The sequence below is a fragment of the Mycolicibacterium grossiae genome (assembly GCF_008329645.1).
Lineage (GTDB): Bacteria > Actinomycetota > Actinomycetes > Mycobacteriales > Mycobacteriaceae > Mycobacterium > Mycobacterium grossiae.
Map to the genome: position 1 here is coordinate 1339972 of NZ_CP043474.1, position 17649 is coordinate 1357620.

At 70.9% G+C, this 17649-nt stretch carries 17 protein-coding genes; 9 read left to right on the forward strand and 8 right to left on the reverse strand.

Annotated features, from left to right (window positions below; all coding sequences use genetic code 11):
* The first annotated feature begins 271 nt into the window (after positions 1 to 271).
* From rpmH to FZ046_RS06510, 9 genes are all read left to right on the forward strand, one after another.
* Entirely contained in the window at positions 272 to 415 is a 144-nt protein-coding gene (rpmH, locus tag FZ046_RS06470) for a 50S ribosomal protein L34 (protein ID WP_070355130.1), read from the forward strand.
* A gap of 21 nt (positions 416 to 436) precedes the next feature.
* Positions 437 to 790 (forward strand): ribonuclease P protein component, encoded by a 354-nt coding sequence (gene rnpA, locus FZ046_RS06475; RefSeq protein WP_070355108.1) that lies wholly within the window; start codon positions 437 to 439, stop codon positions 788 to 790.
* Complete coding sequence (gene yidD / locus FZ046_RS06480) at positions 787 to 1077, forward strand: membrane protein insertion efficiency factor YidD (protein WP_083298458.1); 291 nt, start codon at positions 787 to 789, stop codon at positions 1075 to 1077. Before rnpA ends, yidD begins: the two co-directional genes overlap by 4 nt.
* A complete protein-coding gene (yidC, locus tag FZ046_RS06485) occupies positions 1070 to 2248 on the forward strand; it encodes a membrane protein insertase YidC (RefSeq protein WP_070355107.1) in 1179 nt (392 codons plus the stop codon). Before yidD ends, yidC begins: the two co-directional genes overlap by 8 nt.
* A gap of 55 nt (positions 2249 to 2303) precedes the next feature.
* The gene (locus FZ046_RS06490) at positions 2304 to 2828 is read left to right on the forward strand and encodes a Jag family protein (protein ID WP_070355106.1); all 525 of its coding nucleotides are present in this window, start codon (positions 2304 to 2306) and stop codon (positions 2826 to 2828) included.
* Positions 2829 to 2894: 66 nt separating this feature from the next.
* The gene (gene rsmG, locus FZ046_RS06495; protein ID WP_070355105.1) at positions 2895 to 3596 is read left to right on the forward strand and encodes a 16S rRNA (guanine(527)-N(7))-methyltransferase RsmG; all 702 of its coding nucleotides are present in this window, start codon (positions 2895 to 2897) and stop codon (positions 3594 to 3596) included.
* Positions 3593 to 4549, forward strand: coding sequence for a ParA family protein (locus FZ046_RS06500; RefSeq protein WP_070355104.1), 957 nt, complete (start codon positions 3593 to 3595; stop codon positions 4547 to 4549). The genes rsmG and FZ046_RS06500 overlap by 4 nt, the downstream gene beginning before the upstream one ends.
* 17 nt (positions 4550 to 4566) lie before the next feature.
* Positions 4567 to 5568, forward strand: coding sequence for a ParB/RepB/Spo0J family partition protein (locus FZ046_RS06505; RefSeq protein ID WP_070355103.1), 1002 nt, complete (start codon positions 4567 to 4569; stop codon positions 5566 to 5568).
* 208 nt (positions 5569 to 5776) lie between these two features.
* Complete coding sequence (locus tag FZ046_RS06510; RefSeq protein WP_246182914.1) at positions 5777 to 6595, forward strand: acetyltransferase; 819 nt, start codon at positions 5777 to 5779, stop codon at positions 6593 to 6595.
* On the opposite strand, the gene FZ046_RS06515 is transcribed toward FZ046_RS06510, so the two are convergent.
* The 8 genes from FZ046_RS06515 to FZ046_RS06550 all read right to left on the reverse strand — a co-directional run bounded on the left by FZ046_RS06515 (position 6534) and on the right by FZ046_RS06550 (position 17609).
* Positions 6534 to 7724, reverse strand: coding sequence for an N-acetylmuramoyl-L-alanine amidase (locus FZ046_RS06515; protein WP_070355102.1), 1191 nt, complete (start codon positions 7722 to 7724; stop codon positions 6534 to 6536). The genes FZ046_RS06510 and FZ046_RS06515 overlap by 62 nt on opposite strands.
* Before the next feature lie 137 nt (positions 7725 to 7861).
* Positions 7862 to 8191 carry a thioredoxin gene (gene trxA / locus FZ046_RS27810; protein ID WP_070355129.1) on the reverse strand — a complete coding sequence of 110 codons (330 nt, stop codon included), beginning with the start codon at positions 8189 to 8191 and terminating at the stop codon, positions 7862 to 7864.
* Between the two features lie 69 nt (positions 8192 to 8260).
* Positions 8261 to 9211 (reverse strand): thioredoxin-disulfide reductase, encoded by a 951-nt coding sequence (gene trxB / locus FZ046_RS06520; protein ID WP_070355128.1) that lies wholly within the window; start codon positions 9209 to 9211, stop codon positions 8261 to 8263.
* 97 nt (positions 9212 to 9308) lie between these two features.
* On the reverse strand, positions 9309 to 9668 hold the full coding sequence (locus FZ046_RS06525; RefSeq protein ID WP_070355101.1) for an RsmA family anti-sigma factor: 360 nt from the start codon (positions 9666 to 9668) through the stop codon (positions 9309 to 9311).
* Positions 9669 to 9957: 289 nt separating this feature from the next.
* Positions 9958 to 10605 carry an RNA polymerase sigma factor SigM gene (gene sigM / locus FZ046_RS06535; protein ID WP_070355100.1) on the reverse strand — a complete coding sequence of 216 codons (648 nt, stop codon included), beginning with the start codon at positions 10603 to 10605 and terminating at the stop codon, positions 9958 to 9960.
* A gap of 148 nt (positions 10606 to 10753) precedes the next feature.
* On the reverse strand, positions 10754 to 14353 hold the full coding sequence (murJ, locus tag FZ046_RS06540) for a murein biosynthesis integral membrane protein MurJ (protein WP_149484217.1): 3600 nt from the start codon (positions 14351 to 14353) through the stop codon (positions 10754 to 10756).
* The gene (locus FZ046_RS06545) at positions 14350 to 16770 is read right to left on the reverse strand and encodes a DUF6049 family protein (protein ID WP_070355639.1); all 2421 of its coding nucleotides are present in this window, start codon (positions 16768 to 16770) and stop codon (positions 14350 to 14352) included. Before FZ046_RS06545 ends, murJ begins: the two co-directional genes overlap by 4 nt.
* On the reverse strand, positions 16767 to 17609 hold the full coding sequence (locus FZ046_RS06550) for an NUDIX hydrolase (protein ID WP_070355638.1): 843 nt from the start codon (positions 17607 to 17609) through the stop codon (positions 16767 to 16769). Before FZ046_RS06550 ends, FZ046_RS06545 begins: the two co-directional genes overlap by 4 nt.
* Between the last annotated feature and the right edge of the window lie 40 nt (positions 17610 to 17649).

Genomic DNA, 17649 nt, shown 5'->3' on the forward strand with positions numbered 1-17649 from the left:
AGGACGTTCTGCGGGGCCGTTCGGGGGCCGCTTCGGCGGGTCTGTAGCGCAGGTGAAAGGTGTGACTCCTGAGGGTGTTCGGGGCGTCCGTCGTTGTCGGCGGCAGCGGTTTGACCTAGGGAAATCTCGTCAGTACCCTCGAACAGTCGCCCGTACGTGGCGGCACGGCAGCGACCGGATACGGGTTCCGCGCCGGGACGAACAAAGCGGCACGCACGATCACTCGACGGTGATGGTACGGCGCCACCACACGTGACGAGGAGTGACAGCCGTGGCCAAGGGCAAGCGGACGTTCCAGCCCAACAACCGCCGGCGTGCACGCGTGCACGGCTTCCGGTTGCGCATGCGCACCCGTGCCGGCCGCGCCATCGTGTCGTCGCGGCGCAGCAAGGGCCGTCGCTCTCTCACTGCCTGATCCGATCCGGATAGCCGCGCAGTGCTTCCGGCTCCGTACCGGATGACGCGGTCGCTCGATTTCGGTCAGACGGTGGGTCGCGGGGCCCGCGCCGCGCAATCCACCCTCGTCGTGCATTCCTTGCGATCCCCAGGCGACCGCACCGATCCGCCCAAGGTGGGTCTGGTGGTGTCGAAGTCCGTCGGCAACGCCGTCGTGCGACACCGGGTGTCTCGCCGTCTACGTCACGTCGCCCGCTCCGTCCTGGAGGACATGCAGCCCGGCGACCGGTTGGTGATCCGCGCCCTACCCCCCAGCCGGGATGCCGCCTCGGAGCGGCTCGAGCGGGAGCTGGTGTCGGCGTTCGGGCGAGCCCGTGCCGGAGGTCGGCGATGAGCCGCCGGCCGAATCCGATCGCGCGCGGCGCCATCGCGGCCATTCAGCTGTACCGCGCCATGATCTCGCCCTACCGTCCGCCGGCGTGCCGTTTCATGCCGACGTGCAGTCAGTACGCCGTCGAGGCGTTGCAGGCACACGGCCTGTGGCGCGGCAGCTGGCTCGCCATGGTCCGCCTCGCGAAGTGCGGTCCATGGCATCGGGGAGGATGGGACCCGATACCGGAACCTCGGCACCGACACGATCCGCCCGCCGACGCGACGTTGAGGAGCGACTCTCTTGTTTAACTGGGCCAGCCTGGACTACATCTACTATCCGGTCTCGGCGATCATGTGGCTGTGGTACAAGCTGTTCGCCTTCCTGCTCGGGCCGACGAACTTCTTCGCCTGGGCGCTGTCGGTGATGTTCCTGGTCTTCACGCTCCGCGCGATCCTGTACCGGCCGTTCGTGCGGCAGATCGAGACCACCCGTCAGATGCAGGAACTGCAGCCGCAGATCAAGGCGCTGCAGAAGAAGTACGGCAAGGACCGCCAGCGGATGGCGCTGGAGATGCAGAAGCTGCAGAAGGACCACGGGTTCAACCCGATCCTCGGGTGCCTTCCGATGCTCGCGCAGGTGCCGGTGTTCCTCGGGCTCTACCACGTGCTGATGTCGTTCAACCGGACGCAGACGGGGTTCGGCCGGCTCGGGCTGAGCGTCGAGGAGAACCGCTCGCTCGGCAACTACTTCTTCAGCGCGACCGACGTCGCGCACTTCCTCGATGCCAACCTGTTCGGCGCACCGCTCGGTGCCTCGATGATCCAGACGGTCGGTCTGGACGCGTTCACGTCGTTCGACCGGATCGCGGTGATCGCCGTCGGTCTGCCGCTGATGGTCGTCGCCGGCGTGGCGACGCACTTCAACAGCCGCGCGTCGGTGGCACGGCAGAGTCCGGAGGCGGCGTCCAACCCGCAGACCGCGATGATGAACAAGCTTGCGCTCTACGTCTTCCCGCTGGGTGTGGTCGTCGGTGGTCCGTTCCTGCCGCTCGCGATCATCCTGTACTGGGTCTCCAACAACATCTGGACCTACGGCCAGCAGCACTACGTCTTCGGCAAGATCGAGAAGCGCGAGGAAGCCGAGAAGCTCGCCGCCAAGGAGCGGCAGGCGTCCAACGCGCCCGCGCCCGGTGCGCGCCCCAAGCGCGGAGCCAAGCCGGCGCCGGGGGCGAAGCCGGTGGCCGGGGCGAAGCCCGGCGCCGGGGCCAAGCCGGTCGTCTCGGGGAAGCCGACGACGGAGGCGGCACCCGTGACCGACCCGGACGTCGGGGACGCGACGTCGGCTGACGACGCGACGAGCGCCACGGAGACGCCCACCACCAGCGCACCGAAGAAGCGGCCGGCCACGCCGCCCGCGAAGAGCACCCCGAACGGTGCTGCGCGCCGCAACGCCAACCGGCCGCGCAAGCGACGGTCGTGACCGGCGCGCGGGGCAGTCTCCCGCGCGGACACCGGTGAACCAGGAAGGACGAAACATGACAGACGCCGATACCACGGAACGCACCGAGACCGAGGAACCCACCAAGGGAGAAGACCTCGAGGAGCGCTTGGTCGCCGAAGGCGAGATCGCCGGCGACTACCTCGAGGAGCTGCTCGACCTCCTCGACTTCGATGGCGACATCGATCTGGACGTCGAGGGTGACCGCGCCGTCGTCAGCATCGACGGCGGGGGAGACCTCAACAAGCTCGTCGGTCGCAAGGGTGAGGTGCTCGACGCGCTGCAGGAGCTGACGCGGCTGGCCGTGCACCAGAAGACCGGTGAACGCAGCCGGCTGATGCTGGACATCGCACGGTGGCGTCGTCAGCGCCGGGACGAGTTGGCGCAGCTGGGTGATCGCGTGGCTCGCCGCGTCCTCGAGACCGGGGAGCGCGAGGAACTCGACCCGATGACGCCGTTCGAGCGCAAGATCGTGCACGACGCCGTGGCGGCCGTGAGCGGCGTGCGCAGCGAGAGCGAGGGCGCGGAGCCGTCGCGCCGTGTCGTCGTCCTCGTCGGCTGATACGGCGGTGAGGGGCGGGCCCGTGCCCGTCGAGTTACAACGGTGTAGTTCAAGCGTCGCGGGAGGATGTTTCACGTGAAACATGGAGACATCCCTCCACCACCTTCCGCAGCGCACACGATGTTCGGCGACCGGCTGGAGGTGGCGGACACCTACGTCCGCATCCTCGCCGGCGCCGGCATCGAGCGGGGGCTGATCGGCCCCGGCGAAGTAGACAGACTCTGGGACCGGCACGTGCTCAACAGCGGCGCCGTCGCCGAACTCGTGGCTGACGGCGAGGCCGTGGCGGACGTCGGCAGCGGGGCCGGGCTGCCCGGGATTCCCATCGCGCTCGCTCGTCCCGGCGTCCGTGTCATGCTCATCGAGCCCCTCCTGCGACGCGCTGAGTTCCTCAGTGAAGCGATCGAGGAACTCGGTCTCGAGGTCACGGTCGTCCGTGGCCGGGCGGAGGAGAAGGACGTCCGTCGTCAGGTCGGCGAACTCGACGTCGTGACGTCCCGTGCCGTAGCTGCGTTGGACAAGTTGTCGCGGTGGTGCATTCCGCTGGTGCGGCCGGGCGGTCGGATGCTCGCCATCAAGGGCGAGCGGGCCGAGCAGGAGGTCACGACTCACCGGCGTGTCCTCGAGTCGTTGGGTGTGTCGGACGTGAGGGTGGTGAAATGTGGCGTGAACTTATTGACTCCACCCGCAACCGTGGTCGAAGCTCGGCGCGGGGTGCGGTCGTCGGGCCGGACGCGTCAGCCTCGCCCGGGGAGGAGCGCACAGTGACTGCCAACGATCCGGCGACTCGGCCGACGAACGCCGCGCCGCATGTTTCACGTGAAACACCACCCGCCGCGTCCGCCGACTGGTCGGGCACGCCGATCGGGGAGGAGGCCGAACGCGCCGTGCGTCTCCTGCACAAGGCGAAGGGGCAGGGTCTGCCCCGCCCGCAGCGCCAGCGCGTCTTCACGATCGCCAACCAGAAGGGTGGGGTCGGCAAGACGACGACTGCCGTGAACGTCGCGGCCGCCATGGCGCTGCAAGGGCTGAAGACGCTCGTCGTCGACCTCGACCCGCAGGGCAACGCCAGCACGGCGCTCGGCATCGAGCACCGGCCGGGGACGGCGTCGTCGTACGAGGTGTTGATCGGGGAGATCACCCTCGAGGAAGCGCTGCAGCGGAGCCCCCACAACGACCGCCTCTACTGCGTTCCGGCGACGATCGACCTGGCCGGCGCGGAGATCGAACTCGTCAGCATGGTCGCTCGCGAGACGCGCCTCCGGAACGCGCTCGCGTCGCTGAAGGACTACGACTTCGACTACGTCTTCATCGACTGCCCACCGTCGCTCGGGCTCCTCACCATCAATGCTCTGGTGGCGGCGCCGGAAGTGCTCATCCCCATCCAGTGCGAGTACTACGCCCTCGAGGGCGTGGGCCAACTCCTGCGCAACATCGAGATGGTCAAGGCGCACCTCAATCAAAGCCTCGACGTCACCACGGTGATCCTCACGATGTACGACGGGCGGACGCGACTGGCCGATCAGGTGGCCGAGGACGTCCGCGCGCACTTCGGCGCCAAGGTACTCCGCACGGTCATCCCGCGCAGCGTGAAGGTGTCCGAGGCGCCCGGCTATGGGATGACGATCCTCGATTACGACCCGGGGTCGCGGGGAGCGATGAGCTATCTCGATGCCAGCCGCGAGATCGCCGAACGCGGCGACACCGGCACCCAGCGATGAGTACGGAAGGGACCTCGATGGCGCAACCGCAACGCAAGCGCAGTGGACTGGGTCGGGGGCTGGCGTCGCTGATCCCGACCGGACCGGCCGATGCGAATACCGCTGATCTCGGGCCGCGGATGGGCGATGCCGCCGCCGACGTCGTCCTCGGTGGTGCGCCTCAGGCGCGCCAGCAGGAGGAGCAGCCCACGGTCGGAGACGTCGGCGCGGTGTACCGGGAGATCGATCCCGCGCTCATCGAGCCGAACCCGAAGCAGCCCCGCTCGGTGTTCGACGGCGAGGCCTTGGCCGAACTGGTGCACTCCATCAAGGAGTTCGGTCTCATGCAGCCCGTGGTGGTGCGGCCGCTTTCGGCCGACGGCGGTGCGCAGCGCTACCAGCTGGTGATGGGGGAGCGGCGCTGGCGGGCGGCCCAAGAGGCCGGCCTCGCCGCGCTGCCGGCGATCGTGCGGGAAACCGCGGACGACAGCATGCTGCGCGACGCGCTGCTGGAGAACATCCACCGGGCGCAGCTGAATCCGCTCGAAGAAGCGGCGGCGTACCAGCAGCTGCTCGACGAGTTCGGCGTCACCCATGAGGAACTGGCGACCCGGATCGGTCGGTCGCGCCCGGTCATCACGAACATGATCCGACTCATGCGCCTGCCGGTCGCCGTGCAGCGCCGTGTCGCTGCCGGTGTGCTCTCGGCCGGGCACGCCCGGGCACTGCTCTCGCTGGAGGCGGGTGCCGAGGCGCAGGAGGAACTCGCGGCGCGCATCGTGTCGGAGGGACTGTCGGTGCGGGCGACCGAGGAGGCCGTCACCCTCGCCAATCGGAACGGTCCCGCCGCACCGCCGGCGCCCCGCCGCAAGCCGATCCAGATGCCGGGGCTGCAGGACGTGGCGGAGCGACTGTCGTCGGCGTTCGACACCCGCGTCACCGTGAGCCTGGGCAAGCGCAAGGGCAAGATCGTGGTCGAGTTCGGGTCGGTCGACGATTTGCAGCGGATCGTGGAGCTCATGAACGATGCGAAGTCGTGACCGAGGACCCGACGTAATTACGTCACTGTGACACTCGACCGGCCCGCTGTCCGGCCGATCTCGATGGAAATGGGAATCACGTTGTCGGACAACGTGATCGACGCGAAAGGCCCGATCCGATGACCGGACCGGTGCACGATCGGCCCGCCGTCGCGCCATTGCCTATCCTGGTAGGGCAGCAGCAGCCGTTCCGACCCCGGGGAGTGCAGTGACCGCACGAATCACGCCGCTGCGTCTGCAGTCCTTCGAGCAGCTGCCGAAGCACGCCCGGCGCTGCGTCTTCTGGGAGGTCGATCCGTCGACGCTGCCCGGTGAGGACCACCTCGCCGATCCCGAGTTCGAGAAGGAAGCGTGGCTGTCGATGGTCATGCTCGAGTGGGGCTCGTGCGGACAGGTGGCGGTCGCCTGCGACCCGCGTTCCGAGGACCTCGCACCGGTCGAGGACGACGACGATGCGCCGTGTCTCGGGTACGCGTTCTACGCGCCGCCCCGCGCCGTACCGCGGGCCGGGGTGTTCCCGTCCGGACCGATCAGCGCCGACGCGGTCTTGCTCACGTCGATCGGGGTGGAGTCCGCCGCCGACGGCGACGGGCTACCACGCAGCCTGGTCGCCGCCGTGGTGGGAGACCTGGTCCGTCGCGGTGTCCGGGCGTTGGAGGCGTACGGCCGCACGGGCGCATCCGCCGAGCTATTGGACCGCCGGCTGATCACTCCGGATCTGGAGCCGGTCGTCGCGGCGCTGGGGGACTGCTCCGCCGAGCACTGCATCATGGACGCCGACTTCCTGGCCGACGTCGGTTTTGAGGTGGTGACGCCGCACCGCTACTGGCCAAGGCTGCGCCTGGAACTCGAGCAGGGTCTGGGCTGGAAGGCCGACGTCGAGGCCGCGCTGGAGCGTCTGCTCGAAGGTGCCGCACTGCAGCAACCGGTCGGCGCGGGCGCCGGGCCGTGTCTGAGCGACGAGGTCAGCCGTTGGCGGCTTGCTGCTCCACCGACAGTTCGTGGGCGAGCAGTTCGGCGAAGGTGAACGTCCCGGTGGGACGGTCGTTCTTGCCGAGCAGGTAGAGCCGCTTGACCGCCGCGAGGATGCCCTCGGCGATGGCGTCGCGGGTGTTCGGCGCGGCGAGCAGCTCACGGTCGTGGACGCTGCTCGTGTAGCCGACGTCGACCTGCACGGTGGGCATGCGGGTGAGACGCAGCAGGTCCCACGTGCGGCCGTGCGTGCGGCAGTCCCGCAACCCGGTGCGCGCCACGACTTCCCGCTGCACGAAGTCGGCGAGGTTGCGTCCGATGGTCGACACCGAACCGTGCGCATTGCCGAAGTAGAAGGAGGCGACGCCGTTGGCGGACGACCCCGGCAGGGTCGCGCAGCGCAGGCTGATCATGAGGTCGGCGCCGACGGTGTTGGCGGTATTCGCGCGCTCGGCGTCCAGGGGGCTGCGGCCGACCGGCCGGGACAGGAACGTCTCCATCCCGATGGCCGTCATCCGCCCCTCGAGACGGCTCGCGAGGTCCCACAGGATGTCGGCCTCGCTGATGGGACCGGCCGGGCCGTTCATGATGAAACCATGGTCGTCGCCGCCGCGGCCCGGATCGATGATGACCCGCTTGCCCGACAGGCGCGGCCCGGACCGCCGGACGAGTTCCTCCTCGCGGATGGCGTGTAGCGATCCGCCGGTGACGCGGGACCCGAGGAAGTACAGCGAGCGCAGCGTCTCGGGACCGCAGATGCCGTCCGGATACAGACCGTACTCGCGCTGGTAGGACATCAGGCTGTTGTGCGTCTGCAGGCCGAAGTAGCCGTCGACGAGGTTCGTGTAGAAGCCCAGTTCCTGCAGGCGTGCCTGCAGGGTGGCGACGTCGTCGCCGTACATCGGCGCACCGAACTGGTGCGCAAGCGTGCGCGCACCGAGTCGGTAGGACGCCTCCTTGAGGGCACGGTAGGTGGCCTCGCCGACGACGCCGTCGACGAGCAGGCCGCGGTGCTGCTGGAACGCGCGTACGGCCTGGTCGAGTTCGTCGTCGAAGGCGTCGAGTGCGACGTGCTTGCCGGTGGTCAGATCGGCGTCGGGGTTGTCGACGAGACCGAGCGCCGCGAGGGCGGCGCGGATCTCGGTGACCGCGCCTCCTCGGTCACCTCGGCGCAGACTCGACATAACCAGGCCTTTCGGTGTCTGTGGCGACGGCGATCACACGAGGTGGCCGCTGCTACGGGCTAGCCAGCATTGTCGCAGACCGCCGCGCGAAACCCGAAAACCTCGGGCTCAGGGGGCGCGGCGGCCGTGCGCGTCGGCTACTCCGCGGCCAGTTCGCGCAGCAGGGCGGCCTTGCCCTTCGCGCCGACGATCCGCTTCACCGGCTGACCGTCCTTGAACAGGATCATCGTTGGGATCGAGACGACCTGGAAGTCACGGGCCGTCGCCGGGTTCGCGTCCACGTCGAGCTTGACGACCTTCAGTTCGCCGGCCTTCTCGCTGGCGATCTCCTCGAGCACCGGGGCGACCATCTTGCACGGCCCGCACCAGGTCGCCCAGAAGTCGACCAGCACCGGGGTGCTGCTGCCGAGGACGTCGGTCGAGAACGAATCGTCGGTGACCGCCACCGTGGCGCCATCTGTGCTCATGTCCTGCTCCTGTCGGTTGATGGGTGTGCCGTCCGGCCGCACGACCTCGAAAGACCGTGCGAGACGGCGTCATTCGTGATCGGCGAGCCACCGCTCGACGTCGATGGCGGCCGCACAGCCGCTGCCCGCAGCGGTAATCGCCTGCCGGTAGGTGTGGTCCACCAGGTCACCCGCGGCGAACACGCCCTCCAGCGACGTGGCCGTGGTGCGACCGCGAACCTTCACGTACCCCTCGTCGTCGAGTTCAACCTGGTCGCGTACCAGCGTCGACCGCGGATCGTGACCGATGGCGACGAAGACGCCGGTCACGGCGAGCTTCGACTCCTCACCGGTCACGGTGTCGCGCAGCCGCAGACCGCTGACCTTCGGCTCGCCCTCCACCTCGGTGACGATGGTGTTGGTCAGCATGGTGATCTTCTCGTTGTTCGCGGCGCGGTCGATCATGATCTTGCTGGCGCGGAACTCCTCGCGGCGGTGCACCAGGGTGACCGAGCGGGCGAACTTGGTGAGGAAGATCGCCTCCTCCATCGCCGAGTCGCCGCCGCCGATGACCGCGATGTCCTGATCGCGGAAGAAGAAGCCGTCGCACGTCGCGCAGGTGCTCACGCCGGTGCCGATGCGCTCCTCCTCGCCGGGGACGCCGAGGTGGCGCGCCGCGGCGCCCATCGCGAGGATGACGGACTTGGCCCGGAAGACCTCGTCACCGACGGTGACGGTCTTGATCGGGCCCTCCAGGGACACCTCGTCGACGTCCTCCATGCGCAGGTCGGCGCCGAAGCGCTCCGCCTGCTCGCGCATCTCGGCCATCAGCTCGGGCCCGGTGATGCCGTTCTTGAAGCCCGGGTAGTTCTCCACCTCGGTGGTGGTCATCAGCGCGCCACCGAACTGCACTCCTTCGAACACCAACGGCTTGAGTTCCGCGCGGGCGGCGTACACCGCGGCGGTGTAGCCGGCCGGTCCGGACCCGATGATGATCAGGTCGTGCACGGGGGCCGTCGTGTCGGTCGTTTCGAGGGTCATGTCCACCTTCTCGTCTTCAGCCGTCGCGACTCAGCGCGTCGGCAGCCGTATAACACCAGCGTAGGGTGCGCTGTTCCCCGAGGCCGGGCGGTGCCCGTCATGGCCGTGTCGGGCCACGTCGGACCGGTGCGGAGGGGTCCGACGCCGCGGCGACGGTGGCTGCCCGGATGGCTGCGAGGAGGCGGTCGGACACGTCCACCGGGGGCGCCGGCGACGACGGGTCGTCGTCGTACAGCGCGGTGCCGAGGTCAGCCAGGCCGCGCCGCACGCGGGTCAGTGCGGCGTGCCGGCGGGCGAGGTCGGCATCGGCGCGGATCCGGGCGCGGAGCCGGGCCGCCGTCACCTCGTCGAGCAGGCCCGCCTGCAGGTCGGCCAGCACGTCCCAGCACGCGTCGCCGGCAGCGCATACGTGGTGCTCAGCGCCGTGATCGTCGCCGTCACCGGGCAGCTCGTCCATCCGTGCATTATGGAATGTTCGCGCTCCCGGCGGCGTTCAATGGAAGGCGTGGCCAGGTGAAGACCACGCCGTCTAGGTCGTTACCGAAGAGGTCGTGAAGAAGATGTTGCGTCGAACGTTGGCTGCCGTGGGGTCCGCGGCGGTCGTGGGGGCAGGAGCGCTGGCAATCGCCGTCGGCGCCACGCCCGCTACGGCGAACGCTGCCCCGTGCAGCATGTCCATCCAGCCGTTCAATCCCTACCTGCAGACGTGCGGGATCCCTAATGACCCGCCGAAGGTGCGGGGTGCCTCACCGGGCGCCGGCGCTATCATCGCGTGCCGCAACATTCCGGGGTGCCTCTCGTACGTCGTTAACGGCGGGCCCGGATTCGGTTACTGACCGTTCCGGATCCGCGTCGTCCAGTGCCCGCGCCAGTTTGGCGCGGGCACGCGCGCATCTGCTCTTGACCGTCCCCTCGGCGATGCCGAGCAGGCGGGCGGTCTCGCCGATGGAGTAGCCGTGCATGTCGACGGCCACCACCACGGCGCGCTGCTCGGCGGGGAGCCGGACGAGTTCGCGTTCGATCATCAGTGTGGTGTCCACCCGTGCGGTGGGATCGTCGGCGGGGTGCGCATCGCCCTCGAGCGGGACGGTGCTGTGAGTCTTGTTGCGGCGCAGCCGATCCAGACATGCATTGACGACGATCCGATGTAGCCAGCTGCTCACCGACGCGTCGTAGCGAAACGTCCGGGCCCGGCGGTGTGCCGCCAGTAGGGCGTCCTGGAGGGCGTCGGCGGCGTCCTCCCGGTTGCGGCTGGTGAGATGGGCCAGCCGGTAGAGCTGGCGGTGGTGGCGGTGCACCAGGACCTCGAACGCCGTGCGGTCGCCGGCGACGTGCGCGGCGAGCAGCTCGGCATCGGTCCGGTGTCTCCCGGCGTCGCGGTCGTAGCTGCTCACAGCCCAAACCCTAGGTACCGCGGCGCACCCCCTTCGACACCAATTCGGGCGAGCGGCCGGCAGACCGGTCACGAGCTGGCCGCATCCGCGCGGGCGGGCGCCGCGGACCCCTGGGGATGACGCCCCAAGGACGCGTCAGGACGACGCGTCAGGAAGCCGACGTGAGCGTGATGTCCGACAGCGCCGACTCGCTGCGGCCGTCGACCGTCCCCAGCGTGGTGATCCACACCAGCACCGTGGAGGTGGGCTGGGCGTTGGCGATGTCGATGGTGTTGGCGCCGGTCTTCATCGGCGTCGGCGGCGTGAGTTCGGTGGTCTCCGCGAGCGACGTCGGGTTGGCCGTCGACGCCGAGCGGATCTGGATCGACGTGCCGGTGCTGTTGAGCGTGATCGACACCGACGCCAGCGTGGTGGGCTGCGGTAGTTGGAGCAGCAGACCGACGCCACTCTTGAACGACGGGAACGGCGCCGCGTCGCTGTAGGTATCCGTCGGCCATGCGGTGCCGGGGTTGCCGTCGATGGCCAGGCCGGCGTCGCTGGGATTGTCGGCCTCCCCGCCCGGCGAGAACACCGTGGCGCGAACGGGTTTGACGGTCCCGGTGTTCGCGGTGCTGGTCTCGCTGGTGGGGGCGTTGAGCCCGAGCTCCTGGCGGTCGAGCGGCCCGCCGACGTCGCCGAAGACGCCGCGCAGCCCGATCGCCAACCCGGCGAGCACGATGATGAGGATCACCGCGCCGACGCTGACGCCGATCACCAGTCCGCGGCGGCGGCGGTTGCGGGTCTCCGGGTCGTCGAGTCGGGGGCCGGATCCGCCCTCGGCGGGTTCGTCGACGGGATTGATCACCTCGGTGCGATCGGCGACCGCGGTGGCCTGCTGCAGCAGGTTCAGCAGCGTCGCGGCGGTGCGGATGCCGCCGTTCTCCTGGACGGCGCGCGCGGCGGCGGCCGAGATCTGGAACGGGATGTCGCGGTCGAGGGCGCGGGGTTCGACGGGCTGGCCCGCCGGGTCCTCGTCGGCCGCGGCCAGACCGCTGCGCACGCCGGTCTCCGGCAGCGGCCAACGGTTGACCAGCAGGGCGTACAGCGCGGCGCCGATGCCGCGGATGTCGCCCTCGGGGGAGGCGTCGGCCAGGGTCGCCGGGAAGGCGAGCGCGACGTCGCCATCGATGCTGACCCGGACGCGGCCCGGGTGGTCGATGGACAGCGCGACGCCCTGCCGGTGCGCGGCCTCGGCGGCGGCGGCGAGCGACTGGATCGCCCGCGCCCCGCCGATCGGCGAGGGCGAGGTCTCGGCGACCTCGGCGAGTGATCCGCCGCGAATCCATTCCGACACCACCAGGCCGCCGGACCCGGTGTTCGCGACGTCCAGGACGCGCGCGACGCCGAGCATCTCCAGGCGGCTCAACTTCAGCGTGCGCGCGAGGATCTGCTGGACCTCGTCGTCGGCCAGCGTCGCCTCGGGGTCCACGAAGGTCAGTGCCACCTGCCGGTCCAGCGCGGTGTCGAGGGCATGCCAGAACTGCAGGTGCGGCGGGCCGCCGTGGAAGACCAGCAGGCGGTATCGGCCGCCGGCGATGGTCGCCCCCGGGATGAGGTGCACGTCGTCGTCGGTGGCGGCCTCGATGGCCGGTTCGTTCGGCATACCGAACGACATCGGCTCGCGGGTCGGGTCACCGCCGTAGTCGGCGGGCGGGCGGCCCGAGACCGACGCGGTCTCGGTGGACACGTCGGGCTCGAAGTCGTCGGCCGAAGGGCGCGGGATGCGCGTCGTGGCGCCGCCGTCCGGACCCGACGCGGGACCACCCGCGGATTCGTCGCTCACCGCCGGTGCTCCTCTCCACGGTCGCCGCCCGGGTGCGGGCGCACCAAGGCCGTCAGGTGCCGCCGGGCCGATCCGTCGTGGCGGCGGGTACGTGTGCTCAGGGTACGGGAAGTGCCTCGTCGGACGCGGTCGGACCGGCGGTCCGAGCACCGGGGCGGGCTGGCTCGGGCCCGGGGGGACACCGCCGCTCGGGGCGGTGGCACCGCGGCCCAGTCGGCGTCGTACGAACGCGATCGCCGACGCGGCCTCGGGGACCTTCGCGGCCACCATCACCCCGCCGATGATCGGCGCCATGATGAGCCCGAGCACGACCAGGCGCAGCAGGGAACCGGCGCCGCCGCCGGAGTCGGTGAGCCGCTCGAGCCCCAGCAGCTGGTCCACGACGTGGGCGATCAGTCCGGCGCCGAGCGAGGCGGCGATGGCCACCAGGATGGTGCGGATCACCGCCAGCTCGAGCAGCCGGCCGCCCGGCGGCTTGAGGTTGGTCCGCAGCAGCACGTGGCCGACGGTGGCACCGGCGAGGAAGCCGAGACCGTTGGCGAGTCCCAGGTACCCGGCGACCAGGTTCGGGTCGTCGGTGACGTGGGGTGCGGCCAGCGACGCCGCGATCTTCACGACGGTGATGACGACGATGAGCAGGATCGGCGTCCACGGCTGCTCGCGGGCGTAGAACACCCGCAGCTGGAGCAGCACCAGCGCGTAGGGGATCAGCGTGAACGACGACAGCGTGATGGCCAGGCCGAGGTAGCCGGCGTCGACGGCGCCGAAGTTGCCGTAGGCGAACAGGGCACTGCCGATCGCGGGACCGCCGACCGTCATGAACGCCACGATGGGGATCAGCGTCACCATGGTCAGCCGGGTGGCCAGCGACAGGTCGCCGAGCACCGCGCGGATGTTGTTTGCGGCGGCGTTGCGCGACAACCGGGGCATCACCACCGTCAGGACGGTGACGCCGATCATGCCGAACGGCAGCTGCAGGATGAGCCAGGTGTAGTTGTAGATGGCGGGCCCGGAAGCGGCTGCGCTGCTGGCGATCTGGTTGCCTACGATCAGGCCCACCTGGCTGATGAGCACGTACAGCACCATCGCGGTGGCCATGGTGCCGAACCGCTTGAGCCGGTCGTCGATGCCCCACAGTGGGCGCAGGCTGATCCGTTCCCGGCGGATCGCCACGAACAGCACCGCGGTCTGCGCCACCACACCGAGGGTCGTGCCGATGCCGAGGACGAGCAGCTTCGCGTCGCCCATCCGCACCGGGTCCAGCGAGAGCTCGCCGGGCACGACCAGGTAGAGGCCCAGCGTCGCGATGGCCACCACGTTGTTGAGCACCGGTGCCCACGCCGGAGGCCCGAAGACGTTGCGCGTGTTGAGGATCGCCATGAACACCGACGACAGCCCGTAGAAGATCACCTGCGGCAGCAGCAGGTACGCGAAGGCGGTCGTGAGCGGTCGGTTCACCAGCGGGTCGTCGCCGAGCATGAGCCGCACCAGCAGCGGGGCCGCGGCGACCGAGACGAGCGTCGTCGCCAGCAGCAGGGCGGTGGCGAGTGTCATCAGCCGCCGGACGAAAGCCGTTCCGCCGTCGGCGTCGTCGCGCTCGGCGCGGGCCAGCACCGGGACGAAGATGGCCGTGAAGGTCGCCTCCAGCACCAGGGCGGCCACCAGGTTGGGCAGCTGATTGGCCACGGAGAACGCACTGGACAGCGCGGCGCCGAGGATGGTGGCGAGCAGCACGATGCGGAAGAAGCCCGTGATGCGGCTGATGAGCGTGGCGAAGGCCATGCCCCAGGACCGCGAGACGACCGCGGCGTCGGACAGTTCCTTGCGGGGCGGCGCCGCGGCCTGGCCGGCCCGCCGCCGCGGAGCCGGCCCGCGGGGGATCCGCTGGCGGGGCGGCGCGGGGACGGGACGCCGGGGGGCGGTCACCTGTCGTCCGGGGCGTGCGCGATGGCCGTGTCGAGCGGATCGCCGCGGCCGGCATCGGGCCGGTCGGCGCGCGACGGCCGGTCGAGGTCCGCACGGTCCGGTTGGCCGCGGAACCGGTGCCACAACCGCCGCCCGACGAGCAGTGCCAACACCACGCCGCCGGTGAGCGTGATGAAGAACAGGACCTTGCCGTAGGCGTTGGAGTGCACCGACAGCCGGACCGGCTCGCCGAGCGTCAGTCCGTCGGCGGTGCGCAGCGCGACGTCGACGGCCACGCGCTGGGTGAAGTGCACCTCGATCGGCACCCGCAGCGGGAGGTAGCCCGGCGGCAGTTCGATCTCGCCCATGTCGGTCACCGTCATGCCGGGCGGCGCGTCGACGTCGAGGCGCACCCGGATCGGGACCGGGAGGTCGTTGCGCAGCGCCAGCGGCAGGGGGCTGCGCTCGGTGGCGAGCGTGTACGACCCACCGGGATTGACGATCGTCACGGCCTTGAACAGGTCGTCGACGGTCCCCGACACCCGGTCCACCCGCTGCTCGGCCAGGCCGTTACGGGCGTCCGGCGGCACAGACTGGCTCAGGGCGCGCAGCATGTCCTCGCGCAGCGGCGCGGTGTACTGCGGACCGGTCAACCCGGTGCGGGTGTCGGTGGTCAGCGCACCGGTGAGACCCCACAACCGGCCGGTGACCGAGGAGATCTCGGAGGTCACGCCGTCGCTGAAGCGGGCGCGCGGGTTGCCCAGCGCGTCGGACGGCAGCGGCCCGTCGAACGTCGGGGTGACCCCGCGGCTCTCCGCCAGGACCGCAGGCAGCGGCCGCGGGATGGCGAGCCCGGAGTGGATCGAGGTGGCGAGCGCCGACAGCATCGCCGTCGCGTCGTCGGACTGCAGGTCCCACGACAGCGGCGGGACGAGGAGTTCGGACCGCGGTTCGGTGCGCGGCCGCAGCCCGCGCCACAGCATGGCCGCGACGGCGTCCTGGCGGCGCGCCACCAGCGAGTCGTGCTGCAGCGGCACCTCGAGCGACGCGTCGAGGTAGGACGGTGACAACGGCTTGCTGCCCGCCCCGGCCAGGGCGGCGCCGACCGTCGGGTCGAACGGTGCGGTCACCACGGCGGCGCTGTAGCGGCGCGGGGCGAGGTCGGCGGGCGGCGGGTCGCCCGCGGCGGAGTCCTGCGCGACGTAGTCGGGCGCGGCGATCGCGACGGTCGGGCCGCGTTCGGAGAGCAGCCGGATCGCGCCGCCGGTGAGCGCGCCGTCGCCGACCAGCGTGGCACCGCGGACCGACTGCACGCCGAGGATCTGGTCGACGACGTCGGCGGTGTCGGTGGTGGCGGTCGCGGCGAGACCCGGGTCGCCGACGCGGTGCAGCGCGGTCAGATCGGCCTGCGCGTACACCGTCGGCGTGACGCAGGTCCGCTGCGCCAACGACCGCAGCCGGCCCAGCCAGTTGACGGCCGCCTCCTGCCCGGTGCCGGGCCGGGTGGGGCCGCCCAGCCCGCCGTCGCGGTTCTCGGCCACCACGTAGCCGGTCGTCATCGCGTTGACGGTGACCAGGAGGTCGGGATCCACGGCCAGACACAGCGCGCTGCGGATCTGACCGGTGGGATCGACCGAGGGGCTCGTCGCAAAGTCCGCGGCGGCCAGCAGCACGTCGAGCCGGCCACCGCCGGCCAGCGAGGTGGCCAGGTCGTCGTCGGCGAGGCGCACCGGCGTCGTGCCGCCCGGCGCGCCCGCCGCCAGGCGGGGACGGTCGGCCAGCGGCCACAGCATGGTGGTCCGCACCGGTCGCGACGTGTCCGGGGGGACCACCGCGGTGACCGGGTCACTGCTCTCGCGGGACGGATCGGGGGGCACGCCGACGACCGGCAGCAGGAAGCGGGCGTCGTCGAGGCGGGCCGGCGCGCCGTAGTCCGGGGTGCCGTTGACGTTGACGAGCACCGGATAGACACCCGGATCGGCGATGCGCAGCGACGGTCCCTCGGCGGCGCGCAGCGGGTACGACAGCGTGAACGCCGCACTCTGACCCTGGTTGAGTTCCGGTGCGACGGTGATGAAGTCGGCCACCGGCTGGTACTGCTCGCCGTCGCCGGTGAGGTTGGTGCGCAGGCCCGCCGACGTCGTCACGGCCGGCGCGTGCTCCATGCGGATGACGACGTCGCGCACCGAGCGGTCGCCGATGTTGGCGACCCGGCCGGTGACCGTTACCAGCGGCTGGCCCGCGGTGGTGACGATGTCGGGGGTGACGCTGTCGATGCTGAGCTTGAGGAACTGCGCGGCGCCCGGTTCGCCGGCCGCGGCGCGGGGGAGGACGGCGGGAGCCAGGACGAGCGCCGCCGCCAGCAGCATGCACAGCAGCCGCCACGGGGTGAGGACGTGCAACGTCGCAGCGGCCCGACCCGCCGCACGGTGTGTCATGGCCCCTGACCGCAGCCGTTCGTCCGCCGGCCGGGCGTGGGTGGGGCGGCGTCGTCGGCGCGGCGGCCGCGGGTGTGCGAGTGCGTCTGCGGCCGACGTCGCGGTGAGGTGCGGGGGAGTGGCGGCAGGGCGGCCGGTCCGTGGGCGTGCAGCGTGTCGATGAGTTCTCCGGCGACCTGGGCCAGTTTGCGCTCGTCGGCGTACGCCAGCCGCGACGGCAGTTCGCGCAGCGGCACCCACGCCACCTCGGTCACCTCGACGTCCTCGTCGGACAGTTCACCGCCGAGGAAGCGCATGAGGTAGTGGTGCACGGTCTTGTGGACGCGCCGGCCCTCGGTGACGAACCAGTAGTCGATGCTGCCGAGCGCGGCGAGCACGCTGCCCTGCACACCGGTCTCCTCGGCGACTTCCCGGACGGCGGTCTGCTCGGCGGTCTCGCCCATCTCGATGTGACCCTTGGGCAGTGACCACAGCATGCGACCGCGCCGGTCGATCCGCCCGATGAGCGCGGCGACCTGGCGTTCCTTCGGGCCGTCGAGGCCGTCGATGACGAGTCCGCCCGCCGACGTCTCGTGGACCGTGCGGAGCCGGTCGTGCGCCCGCCGGGCGGGGGCGGCCTTGTGGCTGCCGGAGATGGTGGCGGGGGAGGGCACGGCGCGGTGGGGTTCCTGGGCTGCGGGCGGTTCGGTGGCGGGTGGTGCGGGCGTCGGGCGGGGGGCCTTCGGCGAGGGCGTCGGTGGTGTCGCGGCGGACGGCGTGGCCTCGGGCGGACCTGCCGAGCGTCGGCCGCGGCGCCTCCCCCGGCGCCGTCGTGGTTTGGCCTGTTCGCCCTCCGACACCCAAGCGATAGTAGCCAACACCTCCTTTACACTCCCCGGC